The 16,556-nt window shown below is 63.5% G+C and carries 11 protein-coding genes and 2 pseudogenes; 11 read left to right on the top strand and 2 right to left on the bottom strand.

The annotated features are described in order from the left end of the window. Nucleotides 1-3: 3 nt before the first annotated feature. From ACODS1_RS09070 to ACODS1_RS09085, 4 genes and pseudogenes are all read left to right on the top strand, one after another. A pseudogene (locus tag ACODS1_RS09070) lies at nucleotides 4-1,089 on the top strand (cache domain-containing protein); the annotation flags it as partial. A 126-nt stretch (nucleotides 1,090-1,215) separates the two neighbouring features. Continuing rightward, on the top strand, nucleotides 1,216-1,944 hold the full coding sequence (locus ACODS1_RS09075) for a methyl-accepting chemotaxis protein (protein ID WP_489085491.1): 729 nt from the start codon (nucleotides 1,216-1,218) through the stop codon (nucleotides 1,942-1,944). A 1,108-nt stretch (nucleotides 1,945-3,052) separates the two neighbouring features. Continuing rightward, nucleotides 3,053-3,349, top strand: a pseudogene (locus tag ACODS1_RS09080) (HAMP domain-containing protein); the annotation flags it as partial. Continuing rightward, nucleotides 3,344-4,207 (top strand): methyl-accepting chemotaxis protein, encoded by an 864-nt coding sequence (locus ACODS1_RS09085; RefSeq protein ID WP_489085492.1) that lies wholly within the window; start codon nucleotides 3,344-3,346, stop codon nucleotides 4,205-4,207. The pseudogene ACODS1_RS09080 and the gene ACODS1_RS09085, both read left to right, overlap by 6 nt. Nucleotides 4,208-4,606: 399 nt before the next feature. On the opposite strand, the gene ACODS1_RS09090 is transcribed toward ACODS1_RS09085, so the two are convergent. Together ACODS1_RS09090 and ACODS1_RS09095 are read right to left on the bottom strand one after the other, a co-directional pair. After that, nucleotides 4,607-5,764, bottom strand: a complete 1,158-nt coding sequence (locus tag ACODS1_RS09090; protein ID WP_489085380.1) for an alpha/beta hydrolase family protein — start codon at nucleotides 5,762-5,764, stop codon at nucleotides 4,607-4,609. Nucleotides 5,765-5,879: 115 nt separating this feature from the next. Then, nucleotides 5,880-6,803, bottom strand: coding sequence for a LysR family transcriptional regulator (locus ACODS1_RS09095; protein WP_489085381.1), 924 nt, complete (start codon nucleotides 6,801-6,803; stop codon nucleotides 5,880-5,882). Nucleotides 6,804-7,083: 280 nt separating this feature from the next. On the opposite strand from ACODS1_RS09095, the gene ACODS1_RS09100 reads away from it, so the two are divergent. The 7 genes from ACODS1_RS09100 (at nucleotide 7,084) to ACODS1_RS09130 (ending at nucleotide 16,492) form a co-directional block, all read left to right on the top strand. After that, nucleotides 7,084-8,025, top strand: coding sequence for a VOC family protein (locus ACODS1_RS09100; RefSeq protein ID WP_489085493.1), 942 nt, complete (start codon nucleotides 7,084-7,086; stop codon nucleotides 8,023-8,025). A gap of 2 nt (nucleotides 8,026-8,027) precedes the next feature. Continuing rightward, nucleotides 8,028-8,369 carry a Rieske (2Fe-2S) protein gene (locus tag ACODS1_RS09105; protein WP_322981483.1) on the top strand — a complete coding sequence of 114 codons (342 nt, stop codon included), beginning with the start codon at nucleotides 8,028-8,030 and terminating at the stop codon, nucleotides 8,367-8,369. Nucleotides 8,370-8,514: 145 nt separating this feature from the next. Further along, entirely contained in the window at nucleotides 8,515-9,639 is a 1,125-nt protein-coding gene (locus ACODS1_RS09110; RefSeq protein WP_489085382.1) for an FAD-dependent oxidoreductase, read from the top strand. A 137-nt stretch (nucleotides 9,640-9,776) separates the two neighbouring features. Next, nucleotides 9,777-11,459: a DUF1302 domain-containing protein gene (locus tag ACODS1_RS09115; protein ID WP_489085383.1), complete on the top strand. Its 1,683-nt coding sequence runs from the start codon at nucleotides 9,777-9,779 to the stop codon at nucleotides 11,457-11,459. Between the two features lie 11 nt (nucleotides 11,460-11,470). Beyond that, complete coding sequence (locus ACODS1_RS09120) at nucleotides 11,471-12,835, top strand: DUF1329 domain-containing protein (protein ID WP_322981480.1); 1,365 nt, start codon at nucleotides 11,471-11,473, stop codon at nucleotides 12,833-12,835. A 113-nt stretch (nucleotides 12,836-12,948) separates the two neighbouring features. Continuing rightward, entirely contained in the window at nucleotides 12,949-14,046 is a 1,098-nt protein-coding gene (locus ACODS1_RS09125; protein ID WP_489085384.1) for a YCF48-related protein, read from the top strand. Between the two features lie 4 nt (nucleotides 14,047-14,050). After that, nucleotides 14,051-16,492, top strand: coding sequence for an efflux RND transporter permease subunit (locus ACODS1_RS09130; RefSeq protein ID WP_489085385.1), 2,442 nt, complete (start codon nucleotides 14,051-14,053; stop codon nucleotides 16,490-16,492). The last annotated feature ends 64 nt before the right edge of the window (nucleotides 16,493-16,556 follow it).

The following is a 16,556-nucleotide window of genomic DNA, read 5'->3' on the forward strand; positions in this document are numbered from 1 at the left end:
CGAATGAATATCAAGCAGAAGCTGACCTGGGCATTTGCCGCTATCGCGTGCGTGCCCATTCTCCTGGTTGCCGCGGTGGTCATCTACAACCTGCGCGCGCAGGCCGAGGCAGACTTCCTCGACAGCAGCTCTCGTGAGATCCGCCAGGTCGACAACGCCATGGGCATGTTCTTCAAGGGCATCAGCGAGAACATCGATTACATCGCCAGTCTGCCGGAGATCCTGGCAGCCCCGACCCTGAAGAACTACTCGTCGGCCGATGCCCCCAGCCAGCCGTTGCCGGCAACCAACCAGGCGCTGGAAAGCCTCTTCGACCGCTTCGCCAAGGCGCACCCGACCACGGCTTACATGTCCTATGGTCGGGTCGATGGCGGCTATGCCATCTGGCCGGGCGACCCCGGCCTGAAGAGCTACGACCCGCGCGTACGTCCCTGGTACAAGACCGCCATGGCTTCGCCGGGCAAGACGGTGCGCACCGCGGCTTACTACTGGGCACCGGATGACGCCGTGCTGATCGGCACCGTGCGTGCCGTCAACGATACGCAGGGCAACCTGGCCGGCGTGGTCGGGCTGGACGTGTCGCTCAAGCAGCTCACCGATCTGGTCAAGCAGATCAAGATCGGCGAAACCGGTTACCTGATGCTGGTCGAAGACAGCGGCAACGTCCTGGTCGACCCGAGCAACGCGGAACACAACTTCAAGCTGCTTTCCGACCTGGGCGGGGACTACGCCAAGATGGCCGGCGCCAATGGTCTGCTGGAGGTGGAGATTGGCGGTACTCACTACATGGCCAACATCTGGTCGTCGCCCACGCTGGGCTGGCGCTTCATTGGCCTGATCGAGCGTGGCGAGGTCATGGCCAAGGCCAACGCGCTGGCCTGGCAGATCGGTGTGATCGTGCTGTTGCTGGCGATTGCCTTCGCCGTGGTCGGTACCGTGTTCGCCAACCTCATCGTCAACCCGATTCGCAGCGTGGCCAACGGCCTGGAAGGGATCGCACAGGGCGAGGGTGATCTGACCCGCAGCCTGACCGTGCAGGGCAAGGATGAAACGGCACTGTTGGCGCGCTGGTTCAACCAGTTCCTCGGCACCATCCGCCAACTCGTGCAGAACATCATCCAGGCTTCTGCGGCGCTGCGGCAGACCTCCGAGGGTTCGACCCGCGTGGCGCACGACATGAACGACGTGGCCGAGCGTCAACGTGGCGCCGTGGAAATGGTCTCCACGGCCTTCAACGAAATGGTCGCCACCGCCAACGAAGTCGCGCGCTCCTGCAGCGAGGCCGCCAGCTCTGCCGACGACGGCCAGCGTCAGGTGCATGCCGGGCAGACGCAGATCGAAGATGCCACCGACAGCGTCACCCGCCTGAGCGACAACCTGAAGCAATCGGCTCTGGCGCTGCAGGCTCTGGAGCAGGACAGCCAGAACATCAACGCCATCCTCGGCACCATCCGCTCGATTGCCGAGCAGACCAACCTGCTGGCGCTCAACGCGGCCATCGAGGCGGCGCGTGCTGGCGATCAGGGCCGTGGCTTCGCCGTCGTTGCCGACGAGGTGCGAGCTCTGGCGCGGCGCACCGCCGATTCCACCGGTGAAATCGACAGCCTGCTCGGCGGCCTGGCGCGGCGTACCCAGGAAGTGACCCGGCAGATGCAGAACAGCCTGGAGATGTCCCAGTCCAGCGTCGAGCGCATCAGCCTGGCCAGCCAGAGCTTCGAGCAGATTCGCGGTTCGGTGGATCACATTCGTGACCAGAACACCCAGATCGCCACGGCCGCCGAGGAGCAGCATCAGGTCGCCGAAGAGATCAACCGCCACATCGCTCAGATCCAGAGCGATGCCCTGCTGGTGGAAAACCTCGCGCAGTCTGCGCACCGTGACTCGCAGGAGCTGGCGCAGCTTTCCGAACAGCTGCACGGCCTGGTCGGACGCTTCCGCGCCTGATGCCGCAGCTTGCCAGGCCGGTTCCGTTGGAGCCGGCGCAGCCTGGCTGATTTCTTCAAAACCCCTGAAACCGCAAGCGGTTCAGGGGTTTTGTATTTGTAGCTGGTCGCCTGACGGTTCAGGCCTGGACATGGCGTGCGCTGGTCGCTGTATCACATGAGGCGATACCTGCTAGCGATAAATGCGACTAACGAGCCCTGGCAGGGGTTCGGTAGCCTGCTCAGGCTGACCCCAACTACAAGAAGAAAGGCTGCCTGATGAAGTACCTGCTGCCGCTTGCCGTTCGATGCCACCCCATTCACCTGCCCGTATCTGGCGCCCCATCGATCAACGGGGGCCTGCAGCCATGAACAGGTTGAAGAGTGGCTTGGGTAATCTTTCCGTAGGCGCCAAGTTGTGGCTGGGCTTTGGCCTCGTGCTGCTGCTCACGGCGGGCGTCGCAATCACGGCCTTCACCTCCATTGCGTCCCTGCAGCAACGCAGTGAACGGCTGCGTGCCGAGCTGCAAGTGCAAGCGCGCGTCTTGCAGGCGCGCATCGCCGAAAAGGACTTCGCGTTGTTGCTCGATGAGCGTTTCGCCGAGCAGGTACAGGCGATCATGGCGCAGTTGCAGGAGGGCGCCCTGGGCCGCAACGAAAAACTCGCGCCCGTGGCCCAGGGCTACCTGCATGAGTTCGAGCAGTACGCTCAGGCGCTGCGTCAGTTGCAGGCGGCTCGAATCCAGATGCAACGCACGGCACGGGTCGCCTCGGAAAGCTTCGCGGCGGTCTTTTTCGATCAGCTCGATGCGCTCTCCTCGGCTGCAGAACAGGCCGCGGATACTTCGGAGCAACTCACGCTGCTGGAGCAGAGCGCCGCGTTGCGCGACAAGCTGGCGCAGGTGCGTGACAGCGAGCTGAATTACAGCCTGGACAATGATCAGAACCGCCTGGCCGAGTGGGAAATGGGCATGAGCGATGTGCTCGCCGCCATCGATACCCTGGCGTTGAGAGTGACGGAGGAGGGGCAGACATCCTTGCGCGAAGCGCGGGACGCACTGGCGACCTATCGCCAGTCATTCACTCAGTTCGCCGACAGCCGCAGTCGCATCGTCGAGGCCGCCGCTGGCATGCAAAAGCAGAGTGCCGAGCTCGCGGGGTTGTTGGCCGAGCTTGAGCAAGAGCAATCCACCGCCATCGTCGAGGAGGGTAGTGCGGCGTTCTGGCAACTCGTTCTGATTACATTGCTGGCATTGAGCCTGGGCGTTGGCGCCAGCTTGTTGATTCGCCTGGCCATTCTGCGGCCGTTGCGTGAGGTCGTGACGCTGGCCCGACGTATCGCCGCTGGCGATCTCGCTGCGGAGCCTGCGCAGGTGACGCGCAAGGACGAACTGGGTCTGCTCCTGCAGGCCTTTGGCGGCATGCTCGATAGTCTGCGAGGGCTGGTGGCAGGCATTGGCCAGGGGGTGGCGCAACTCAACGTTACTGCTGGCACCCTGGCTGCTGTGATCAGTCATAGCCACGCGGGCGTGGAGCAGCAGCGCCAGGAGACCGAGGTGGCGGTGAGCGCCATGCAACAGATGAGCGCCACCGCGCGGGAAGTGGCGCGCAATACCTCCGAGGCCAGCGAGGCCGTGCAGCAGGCCAACGAACAGGCTTCCGGGGGCAGCCAACTGGTGCAGCAGTCCGCCGCGCGAGCCGAGTCGCTGGCCGAGGAAATGAGCGGCTGCGCTGCGGTGATGCATGAGCTGTTGGGCGAGTGCTCGGCGATCAATGGCGTGCTCGATGTGATCAAGGCGGTGGCCGAACAGACTAATCTGCTGGCGCTCAACGCCGCGATCGAAGCGGCGCGGGCCGGTGAGCAGGGGCGCGGTTTTGCCGTGGTCGCCGATGAGGTGCGCGCGCTGGCGCGACGAACCCAGGCGTCCACGGGCGAGATCGAAGGACTCATCACGCGCCTGGGTCAGGTTGCGCAGCAGGCGGCCACACGTCTGCAGCACAGCCGTGTACAGACTGACGAGTCCGCCAAACTGGCGAGCCAGGCCGCCAGCGCATTGCTGCGCATCACTGAGGCGGTTGCCACCATCGAGAGGATGAATCAGCAGATCGCGACTGCCGCAGAGCAGCAGAGCGTGGTGGCTGACGACGTTCATCACGGTATTGCCCGTGTGCGTGCCGTGGCCGAGGAGAGTTCGAGGCAGAGCCAGTCGCTGCAGGCATCGACCGTGGAATTGCAGCAGGTCAGTGATGCGCTGAAAGTGGCCGTTGGCCATTTCAGAACCTGAGGGTGTCGCCAGGCGATGCTCTAGGCGTTGGCGCCCTGCGTCGCTCCACCTCCTGCATCCCTGAAGTCGTCGCGGTATCCAGGCTGCGCGACGTCCTCCAAGACGATTACGTTGATCCTGCCGAACGGGCTCTGCACTCGCCTGAACCCAGGGTAATTCTCCCCATGGAGTAGCCGTAGGGCGGGACTCAGGAGCGCCAGCGAACAGTCCGCCGGGCCATGTCGAGTCCGGCACTACACCTCACGTCCAATACTCCTCCGCCAGCGAGGCTGCATTGCTATGCGAGGGAAGGTAGAGCGACGCAGCAGAGGACGTCGTACCTTCAGCAAAAAAAACGGCAGGGCTTGCGCACCTGCCGTATAAGCACTGCTTAGCGTCGAGGCTACTCAGTGAGGCGTATTAGGCCACTCGGCCGCCGAGGGTTTCCGCGACCCAGTCGGCGATGTACTGGCCGGCGTTGATGCTGTTGTCGAAGCTGGAGTGCTGCACGCCACCAGTACGCTCGTCGAAAATCTTCAGCTCACGTTTGGGGCTGTTGACCAGTTGCTCGTAGGTGCGCTCGGCCCATTTCAGCGGGATCTGCGAATCCTTCAGGCCGTGGGTGACCAGGAACGGTACCTTGATGCGGTCGAGCACGCCGTCCAGGTGCACGTTCTCGGCGATGCGCATGAAGTCGTCCATGTCCTTGGCACCCCAGACCCACTGCACGTGCGCCCAGTAGTGCGGCACCGGGAAGCTGCCTTCCTTTTCCAGGCGACGTTTCTGCACATCGCGCCAGTCATGGTTGGCGCCCCACACCACGCCGCAGGCGAAACGCGGCTCGAAGGCCACCGCGCGCGGGCAGTAGTAACCGCCGAGGGACACGCCTTCCATGCCGATGCGCTTGGCATCGACGTCGCTGCGGGTTTCCAGCCAGTCGAACACGCGGCTGGCCCAGTGCTCACTGTCGTAGCGCGCGGTCAGGTTGTGCAGGCGCAGTGCCTCGCCGGTGCCCGGCTGGTCGATGATCAGCGAGGACACGCCGCGCTTGGCCAGCCAGGCCGGCAGGCCGACGCGGTATTTCATTTCCTTGGTCGAATCCAGACCGTTGACCTGCACCAGCAGAGGCGCCGGGCCGGTGACGCCTTCGGCACGCACGTAGAGGCCGGAGATGTGCTTGCCCTCGTAGGGGATTTCGACCCGCTCGCAGTTTTCCTTGGACAGCGCGAGGCCACGGGCGAAGGTGTCGAGGAAGCGCTGGTACAGCTCTGTGCGACCGGGTGCGCCGTGGGCCTGCAGGCGCTCGCAGGTCAGGTAGTAGGTGGCGGCGCGGTTGTATTTCTCGCCGGCGGAGAGCAGGCGGCCCAGCTCCTCGTCTTCCTTGGCCATGCTGCACAGCTTGTCGGCCATCTTCGCCCAGGTTTCGCGGAAGGCGGCGGTGCCGGCGGCATCCGGCTGCTTGGCGGCTTCGACCAGAGGCTTGCACATCTCTTCGATCTCGCCGATGCGCGCGCCCATCTCGATGGCCAGGTTGACGGAAAGATCCCAGACGTAATTGGTGGGGAAGTAACGGAACATTCTTGTTGTCCTTGTAGGTCGTCTGCTGCGCCCAGCGCGTGGGCGCAATGGCAGATCACCTTAGAGACGAATCAAGGCAGTTGGCCAATCGTTACTTGGGATGCGAGGTATCGCCTTATGCGATGCCTGGGGCCGCCATGTCCACCGTCTTGATCAGCTCATGGATACGCTCGCGCAGCCAGCGGTGCATGGGGTCGCCGTCCATGCTGCGGTGCCAGAGCATGAATTCACGCATGGCGGGAATCTTCACCGGCGCCGGCAGAATGCGCAGGGGCAGGTAGCGGGCATAGAGCAATGCCAGGCGGCGGTGCATGGTGGCGATGCGCTGGGTGCCGATGACCAGTTGCGGCAGGGTATTGAAGTCGTGGGTGATGACTTCCAGGCGGCGGTTGAAGCCATATTGGCTGACGAACCAGTCCTCGATGCTGAGGCTGCGGTTGCGGCCGAAGCCCACCGAGACGTGGCCCATCTCCATGTACTGTTCCAGTGTCAGTTGCTCGCCGACCTGCTTGTTGCCTTGCCAGACCACGCAGACGTGCTCTTCCTCGAACAGCAATTGCGCCGGATGGCCCTCGATCACGTAGCGCTCGGGCACGATCATCAGGTCGATCTCGCCACGTACCAACAGCTCGCCGTCATTGGGCGCGAGCATGTCGAAGGTGATGTGTGGCGCTTGCTCATGGATCTTCTGAATGACCCGCGAGAACAACACGGTGATCAGGTAGTCGGAGGCCGTCAGCTTAAAGTGGCGCTTGCTCGATGCCGGGTCGAATGCCTGCTTGGTGGTGATCGACGAGCGGATGGTCAGCAGCACTTCACGTATGGGTGTGGCCAGTTCCAGGGCATAGGGGGTGGGCTGCATCTTGCGCCCCACCTGCACCAGCAATTCGTCCTCGAAAAAGGTGCGCAGACGGCCGAGCACGCCGCTGGTGGCCGATTGCGTCATGTGCAGGCGTTCGGCGGCGCGGGTGATGTTCTGCTCTTCCAGCAGAATATCCAGCGCGACCAGAAGGTTCAGATCCAGATGGTTGAAACGCATGGCACGGTTCCTACTTGTTGTATTTATTTTCGAGATACCTTTGCGCCCGGCCATCGATTAGTCAATCGGGGCTTATCGGGTGATGGTGCATTGCCGCTCTAGATAAGCCCTGCGCTTGGTATCGCGTTTCTCGATAGGTCGCATCCCGACACGCGATTGGTCAGGCGTGCCCCTCGTGCTCCATCTTGCCTGCCACGTCGGGCAGTACCGTGCTGCTCCGATCTCCACCACCAGCGCTTCGCCAAGGCGCTGGCAGAACAATTTCAATGGAGTGGTAGCGATGAAGATCATTGGCCTTGACGCGCTGGTATTTGGCGTCGATGACCTCCAGGCCTGTGCCGATTGCCTGCGCGACTATGGCCTGACTGCTGTCGAGTTGAACGAGCAGGGTGGGCGTTTCGAGGCGCTGGATGGCACCGCCATCGTCATCCGTCGGCATGACGACCCAGCCTTGCCGCCGGCCCTGGGCCCTGCGCCTTCCCTGCGTGAAACCCTGTATGGTGTCGAGTCCGCCGCCGACCTCGACGCCATCGCCGATGAGCTGGGGCGCGACCGTGAAGTGCGTCGCGATGCTCAGGGTGTGTTGCACAGCGTCGATGACATGGGCTTTGCCCTGGGCTTCCAGGTTACCTGCCGGCGTCCGTTCGCGGCCGCTGCCGACCTGACCAATGCGCCAGGCTCAGCACCGCAACGCCCGGCCAACGTGCCTGGCATCACGCCAGACATGCCGGCGCTGCCGCGTACCCTGTCGCACGTCGTGTACTTCGTGCCCGATGCCGCCAAGGGCGAGGCGTTCTACCGTGAGCGCCTGGGCTTCGTGACCACTGACACTTTCGTCGGTGTCGGCCCCTTCATGCGCACCGGGGCGATGGCCGACCACCATTGCCTGTTCATGATCCAGACCCCGCCGCACATGAAAGGCTGCGAACACTTCACCTTCCATATGGGCAGCGGCACCGAGGTGCTGCTGGCCGGGCGGCGTTTCGAGCAGAAGGGCTGGAGCAGCTTCTGGGGGCCGGGGCGTCACCTCTTCGGCTCCAACTGGTTCTGGTACTTCAACAGCCCGCTGGGTTGCCACATCGAGTACGACGCCGACATGGACACCCATGATGACCAGTGGGTGGCGCGCCAGGCGCCGATGTCCGCCGACAACTCGCAACTGTTTCTCTTCTCCTCTCGGGAGAAATGGGCACCAGGCGGCCCGCCGCCCAAGCAGGGCTGACCGTGCTGATTGCGCTCTGCCGCCTTGACGAGGTGGCGGACGGCTGTGCGCGTGGGCTCGACCCCCTGCAGCGCGGAAGGGACAGCCTGTTCGTTCTGCGCTGTGCGGGTGAAGTACGCCTGTATCGCAATAGCTGCCCGCATCAGCAGGTACCGCTGGAGTACCGCAAGGATCGCTTTCTCTCGGCCGATGGCTCACGGGTCATCTGCTACGCCCATGGCGCGCACTTCCTGCCGGACAGCGGCGTATGCGTATACGGGCCATGCCTGGGGGAGCGACTGACGTCGTTGCCGTGGGTCGAGCAGGACGGCTGGTTGTTGGTCGATGAGGCGGATTTGCTCTGAGTTGAGGTATCGCCATTGGCGATACATCGAATCCGAACATGCGATTAGTCAAATTCCCGGATAGGTCGGAAGCTGGTTCCAAGGGATGCGCGACACCCAGGCCAGCGGCCATTTCAAAACACAAGAACAACAAGCGAGAAGTGCCATGAATGCAATGAACAAGGTTCTGGTCGTCGGTGGTGGCATCGGTGGTCTGTGCGCCGCCATCGCCCTGCGCCGCAAAGGTATCAGCGTTGATCTGGTCGAGCTGAAATCGGAGTGGACCGTCTACGGTGTCGGCATCATCCAGCAGAGCAATGTGGTGCGCGAGATGTCGCGCCTGGGCCTGCTCGATGCCTATCTCGAGGCGGCTTATGCCTTCGAGGACGTGGCCATCAACACCACCGAAGGTCAGCAGTTGGTGCGTATTCCCGGCCAGCGCCTGGCCGGCCCGCAGTACCCGGCCAATGTCGGTATCTCCCGGCGCGCGCTGCACAAGGTGCTGAGCGAAACCACCCTCGAGTTGGGCGCCACCGTGCGCCTGGGCACCAGCGTGGAGTCCCTGGAGCAGGATGACGACGGTGTCGATGTGCTGCTGACCGATGGCACCCGTGCACGCTACGACCTGGTGGTGGGGGCCGACGGCCTGTACTCCAAGGTGCGCGAGATGCTCTTCGGCAATAAGTACCTGCCGCGTTTCACCGGCCAGTCGGTATGGCGCTACAACTTCCCGCGTCTGCCGCAGATCGATCACCTGGCCAACTTCCAGGGCCCGGCAGGCAATGCCGGTCTGGTGCCGCTCTCCGACGACCTCATGTACATGTTCACCACCTCGCACGAGCCAGGTAACCCGTGGATGCCTCATGACTGCCTGGCCGCCGAGATGCGCAAGCGTCTGCAGGACATGGGCGGGCTGATCGGCGAGCTGCGCGAGCAAATCGTCGATAACGACGAGGTTGTCTACAAGCCGCTGGAAGCCGTGTTCGTCGACGAGCCCTGGTATCGCGGCCGTGTCCTGATCATCGGTGATGCCGCGCATGCCACCACGCCGCACCTGGGGCAGGGCGCCGGCATGGCCATCGAGGACGCCCTGGTGCTCAGCGAAGAGCTGACTGGCGAAGGCGATTTGCCGCAGCAACTGGCGCGCTTCATGGCGCGTCGTTTCGAACGCTGCAAATACATCGCGGAGAAATCCCTGCTGGCCGGCGAGAAGGAGATGGCGCGCGATCGCGACTTCGACCGTATCGGCCTGGTCAAGGAAATGCTGGCCGTCACGGCCCAGCCTATCTGACCCCAAAAGACGGCCGGTCTCGCCAGCCGGCCGTCTGCGTGTGTTGCGGCGGCGCTTTGCACGACCCGCGTTGCCTTGCTGCGGTGTGCGAAGAAAGCAAGAAAACTCTCACAAGAACAACAAAGAGGTTTACATCGATGACAAATCGAGAGCTCGTTGCACCTCGGCAAAGGCTGACTGCCGGTCGCCTGACCCTTGCTGCGGCGCTGGTGGCCTGCGCCAACCAGGCATTGGCCTTTGAGATTGAAACCGGCAATCCGGATTTCAGTCTGCGCTGGGATAACACGGTCAAGTACAGCACCGCCTGGCGGGTGAAGGATCGCAGCGACAAACTGAGCGCCGGGCAATCCACGCTCAACCAGGACGACGGTGATCGTGCCTTCGGCAAAGGCCTGATCTCCAACCGCCTGGATATTCTCTCCGAGCTGGATATGGGGTTTCGCGATGTCGGTGCCCGCGTCAGCGCCGCCGGCTGGTACGACACCGAGTACCAGAAAGACAACGACAACGGCGATGCCACCCGCGCCAACCAGCGCTCGGTAGCCTATGACGAGTTCACCGACGATGCCCGCCACCTGCATGGCGGCGACGGTGAAATTCTCGACGCCTTCGTCTACTGGAACGGTGAGCTGGCCGACCGCGCGCTGTCGGTGCGCCTGGGCCGCCACGGCCTGGTCTGGGGCGAGAGCCTGTTCTTCGGCGCCAACGGCATTGCCGGCGGCATGGCCCCTGTCGACGTGGTCAAGGCGGTTTCCGTACCCAACACCCAGTTCAAGGAAATCACCCGTCCCGTCAACCAGATCTCCGCCACCTACCAGCTCACGGATGATGTGTCCCTCGGCGCCTTCTACCAACTGCAGTGGGAAGAAACCCGTCTGCCGGGGGCGGGCAGCTATTTCTCGGTGAGCGACACCATCGGTGAAGGCAACGAGCGCCTGATCGTCGGCGATCCGTTCCCTGACTTCCTTGGCGGCAACCCGGACAGCCCGGCAGCGTTCTTCCACGGCAAGGACAAGAAGGCCAAGGACTCCGGGCAAGGCGGTTTGCAGTTACGCATCACCGACGACACCGTGGAATATGGCCTGTACGCCATCCAGTATCACGACAAGTCGCCCAAGCTGTACCTGAAACGGGATGCCATTCCGGAGTTCAGCACCGGCAAGGTCGGCGAGTATTACTGGGTCTACCCGGAAGACATTCGCGCGCTGGGTGCCAGCTTCATCACCACGGTGGGCGAGTACAGCTTCGCCGGTGAAGCCTCGATGCGCTGGAACATGCCGCTCATTTCCGGTGGCCAAACGGTGCTCGCCGGCATGGACGCGGACAACGATGACGACCCGCTGTACGCCGTCGGTCGAACCGCGCACGTCAACCTCAACATGATCGCCTCGTTCGGACCGAACTTCATCGCCCAGGAATCCGGTCTGGTCGCCGAGGTTGCCTGGAACCGCCTGCTCAAGGTGACCGACAACCGCAACGCGCTGGATCCGAATGCCACCGACGACGCCATCGGCTTGAAGCTGGTGTACACCCCGACCTATCGCCAGGTGATATCGGGCATCGATATCAGCGTGCCGGTCGGCCTCAGCTACTTCCCGATGGGCAAGTCTGCCGTGGTCAGCTCGTTCGGCCCGGACAAGGGCGGCGACTTCAACATCGGGGTCAATGCCACCTACCTCGATCGGGTCACCTTCGGCCTGACCTACACCCACTACTACGGCTCCGAAGACGCCAACCTCAACGCGGCCAGCGAGTTCAATTACAAGCAATCGTTGAAGGACCGCGACTACGTGGCCTTCTCCGTGAAAACCACTTTCTGAGGATCGCGCAGATGACCCTTCCGTTCACACTCAAGACCTTCTGCCTGGCCCTCGCCGGTGTCGCGGCGCTGAGCCTGCAGCCGCTCATGGCGGCCACCGCCGATGACCTGGGAAAGAGCCTGACGCCGTTCGGCGCGGAAAAGGCCGGCAACGCCGATGGCAGTATCCCGGCCTGGACCGGCGGCCTGACCACGGTCGACCCGTCCTTCAAACCGGGCGGCAAACGCAGCGACCCGTTCGCCGCCGAGAAGCCGCTGTTCAGCATCACCGCGCAGAACATGGCGCAGTACGAAAGCAAGCTCAGTGACGGCGTCAAGGAGATGCTCAAGCGTTATCCGGACACCTACCGTCTGGACATCTATCCGACGCACCGTACCGCCGCAGCACCGCAGTGGGTCTACGACAACACCGCCAAGAACGCGCGTAACGCCAAGCTGGTCGAGAGCAGCGCTGGCCCCATCCCGCAGGGCGCCTATGGCGGTATTCCGTTCCCCATCCCGAAAAATGGCGACGAGGTGATGTGGAACCACATCCTCAACTGGCGCGGCACCTCGCTGGCTCTGGATTTTCGTCAGTACCTGATCACCGCCGACGGCACCTCGGTAATGACCACCGATGGCAAGGCCATTCAGGAGATGCCCTACTACTATCCGGAGGGTTCGGCCGAGAGTTTCGATGGTGATTACTGGCTGTTCCGCCTGCTCAACGTCGGCCCACCCCTGCGTGCCGGTGAGCAGATCCTCGGGCGTACCAACCTCAACGGCGACAAGACCCAGACTCACGTTTATCTGGCTGGCCAGCGGCGGGTGCGCAAGCTGCCCAACGCCTGCTGCGACACGCCGACTCCGTCGACTGCGGGCGTCATGTCCTTCGATGAGCTGAGCGTGTTCCAGGGACGTATGGATCGCTTCAACTGGAAGCTGATCGGCAAGCAGGAAATGTACATCCCCTACAACACCAACAAGGTGCAGGCCGCGGATAAGCCTGAGGACGTGATTGGCAAGCACCACATGAACCCGGACTACATGCGCTGGGAGTTGCACCGCGTCTGGGTCGTCGAGGCTGATCTGGCGCCCGGTAAGCGCCACCAAATGCCCAAGGGCCGCTATTACATCGACGAAGACACCTGGCAGGCCCTGCTGGGCGACCGTTGGGATGCCAACGGCCAGCTCTCCAAGAGCCTCTGGTCGCTGCCGTCGGTCATGCCGGATATCCCGGCCGTGGCGCAGCTGTCCTCCGGCTTCTACGACCTGACCTCCAATACCTGGTTCCTCCAGAACCTCTATACCGGCAAGGCCCAGCAGTACGTGGTCGTCGATCGCTACAAGGCCTCCGAGTTTTCGCCAGCGGCAATGGCTGGGCGAGGCGTGCGCTAGCAGGTCGTTGAAAAACGTAGGCCAGGCCGCGCAGGTGGTTTCCCAACCGCCTGCCCAAGCCTGAGCGGGAGGGCCCGCAGGCCCTCCCTGTTCGATGCAGTTCGAGGTGAATGATGAGCAGATCGACTTGGGCAAGTGGCCTTCTCCTGGCACTTGCCTTGCCCTTTGCGTTGACTACTCAGGCACAGTCCCTGGCGGTCAGCGGGGTGCTGCAAAGCCCGGCCATGCAGGTGCCGAATGCCGCTCATGCGGTGTTCAGCAGTGTCGTGCGCGCCGGTGAGCGCCTGGTTGCCGTGGGCGAGCGTGGGCTGATCCTGTTGTCCGATGACAACGGCCAGCAATGGCGCCAAGCCCATGTGCCCGTCTCGGTGGGGCTGACCGCCGTGCAATTCGTCGACGCGCGCCATGGCTGGGCCGTGGGCCACTCTGGCGTGGTGCTGGCCAGCAGCGATGGCGGGGATAACTGGCAAGTGCAGCTCGATGGCGTGCGTGCCGCGCAACTGGAACTGAGCGCTGCTCAGGACGCCCTCGCCAGCGCCAGCGATAGCGATGCCGCTCAGGCTCGTATCGATGCGGCGCAGCGCCTGGTCGATGACGGCGCGGACAAACCCCTGCTCGATCTGCACTTCAGCGATGCACGCCATGGCATGGTCGTCGGCGCCTACGGTATGGCGCTGCAGACCCACGATGGCGGGCAGAGCTGGCAGTCGATGGTCGGCCAGATCGACAACCCCATGGGCCTGCACCTGTACGCACTGGCGCAACAGGGCAGCGACTGGTACCTGGCCGGCGAGCAGGGCTTTCTGGCGCATTCGGCTGATGCCGGGCAGCACTTCGAGCAACTGCAAAGCCCTTACGAGGGCACGTTCTTCACCCTGGTGGCGCGCGATGACGGCTCGCTGTTGCTGGGCGGACTGAAAGGCAACGCCTTCCTCATCCGTGATGGCGGCGACTCGATCGACGCGCTGGCGGTGCCGATGCCGGTGTCCTTCAGCGATGGCACGCGCCTGGCCGATGGCCGGGTGCTGCTGGCTAACCAGGCAGGCGCCGTATTCGTGCTGGATGACGCCGGCAAGCGCCTGCAAATCCTGCAACCCGCACAGGGCAAACCCCTGGCTGGCCTGACCCAGGCCGCCGACGGCAGCCTGGTCGTGGCGGGCTTCGCCGGCCTGTCTTCGCTGTCTCTGTCGGCCGCCAAGGCTTCGGAGTGATTTCATGACATTCGACACACCTGCCAGTCAGGCAACCTTCGATCCGCGTTCCGGCTCGCTGATCGAGCGCGCCCTGTTCAACCATCGTCACTGGGTGCTGCTGCTGTGCCTGCTGACCACGCTGCTGCTCGGTTGGCAATCGACGCGCCTCGAACTCAATGCCAGCTTCGAGAAGATGATTCCCGCCGGGCATCCGTACATCGTCAATTACCTGGCCAACCAGAAGGAGTTGTCCGGCCTCGGCAATGCCCTGCGTATCGCCGTGGCCAACCAGCAGGGCGACATCTACGACCCTGCCTATCTGAAGACCCTGCAGGCGCTGAGCGATCAGATCTACCTGCTGCCGGGCGTCGACCGCGCGTATATGAAGTCGCTGTGGACACCGGCCACTCGCTGGGTGTCGGTCACCGAGGAGGGCCTCGATGGCGGCCCGGTGATCCCTGATGAATACGATGGCAGTCCGGCGTCCTTGGCCAAATTGCGGCACAACGTGCAGCTCTCCAACGAGATCGGCCAGCTCGTCTCCTTCGACCAGCGCTCCAGCATCATCTACGTGCCGTTGCTGGCGCGCAGTGCCGATGGTCAGCCGCTGAACTACGCGCAGCTGTCCGACGAGATCGAGAAACTGCGCAGCCAGTACCAGAGCGACAGCATCGCCATCCACGTCACCGGTTTCGCCAAGAAGGTCGGTGACCTGATCGCCGGTCTGCAGCAGATCCTGCTGTTCTTCGCCGCCGCCATCCTCATCACCACGCTGGTGCTGTACGGCTACACCCGCTGCATCCGCAGCACCCTGCTGGTGGTGATCTGCTCGCTGGTGGCGGTGATCTGGCAGCTCGGCCTGTTGCCGTTGCTGGGCTACGAGCTGGATCCGTACTCGATCCTGGTGCCGTTTCTGGTGTTCGCCATCGGCATGAGCCATGGCGCGCAGAAGATGAACGGCATCATGCAGGACATCGGTCGTGGCATGCATCGCCTGGTGGCGGCGCGTTTCACCTTCCGCCGCCTGTTCCTCGCCGGCCTGACCGCGCTGCTCTGCGATGCCGTGGGTTTTGCCGTGCTGATGATCATCAAGATCCAGGTCATCCAGGATCTGGCCATCATCGCCAGCCTCGGTGTAGCGGTGCTGATCTTCACCAACCTGATCCTGCTGCCGGTGCTGCTCTCCTATGTCGGCGTCAGCCCCAGGGCGGCCGAGCTCAGCCTCAAGAGCGAGCGCGCGGAGCAGAGCGGCCAGGCGCGCCATCCGTTCTGGCGTTTCCTCGATCTGTTCACCCGTCGTCCCTGGGCCGGCCTGTGCGTGGCGGTGAGCCTGGCAATGGCAGTGCTGGGTTTCATGGTCAGCCTGCACCTGAGCATCGGCGACCTCGACCCGGGTGCCCCGGAGCTGCGCGCCGACTCGCGCTACAACCAGGACGACGCCTTCATGACCCGTCATTACGGGGCCAGCAGCGACCTGTTCGCGGTGATGGTGCGTACCCCATCGGGGGCCTGCGCGCGCTACGACATCCTGCGCAAGGTCGATGAGCTGGATTGGCAACTGCGCAGCCTGCAGGGCGTGGATTCGACCAACTCGCTGGCGCTGCTCAACCGCCGCATGCTGGTCGGCCTGTCCGAAGGCAGCCCCAAGTGGTACGAGCTGCAGAACAACCAGGCGACCCTGAACATGATCACCGCCAGCGCGCCGCGGGGTCTGTACAACGAGTCGTGCAACCTGCTGACCCTCTACGTCTACCTCACCGACCACAAGGCCGAGACGCTGACGCGCCTGGTCGATCACGTCGAAGCCTTCGCCGCCGCCAACAACACCGACGAGGTGCAGTTCATGCTCGCCGCCGGCAATGCCGGTATCGAGGCGGCCACCAACATCGTGGTCAAGCAGGCCAACCGCGAGATGCTGTTCTGGGTCTATGGCGCGGTGATCCTGCTGTGCCTGATCACCTTCCGCTCCTGGCGCGCCACGCTCTGTGCGGTGATTCCGCTGATGCTCACCTCGATTCTCTGCGAGGCGCTGATGGTCTGGCTCGGCATCGGCGTGAAGGTCGCGACGCTGCCGGTGATCGCCCTGGGTGTGGGCATCGGCGTGGATTACGCGCTGTACGTCATGAGCATCATGCTCAGCCACCTGCGCGAGGGCTCCAGCCTGTCGCAGGCGTATTACCGCGCGCTGCTCTCCACCGGCAAGGTGGTGATGCTCACCGGCTTCACCCTGGCCATCGGCGTTGGCACCTGGGCCTTCTCGCCCATCAAGTTCCAGGCCGACATGGGCATCCTGCTGGCTTTCATGTTCGTCTGGAACATGGTCGGCGCACTGCTGCTGCTGCCGGCCCTGGCGTATTTCCTGCTGCCTGCCGGCACGCGCAAGGCCCAGGTGGTCGAGCTTGCGCCTGAGCATCCGGCAGGCACTGCTCCTGCCGAACCTGTGGCGCGCGTCGCCCACGGCTGAAGCGTTCATTTACCTAAAACAACAACAGGCACCGCCAATGAAATCACTGACCTTGCTGCTCAAC

Source organism: Pseudomonas sp. FG29 (assembly GCF_057809355.1).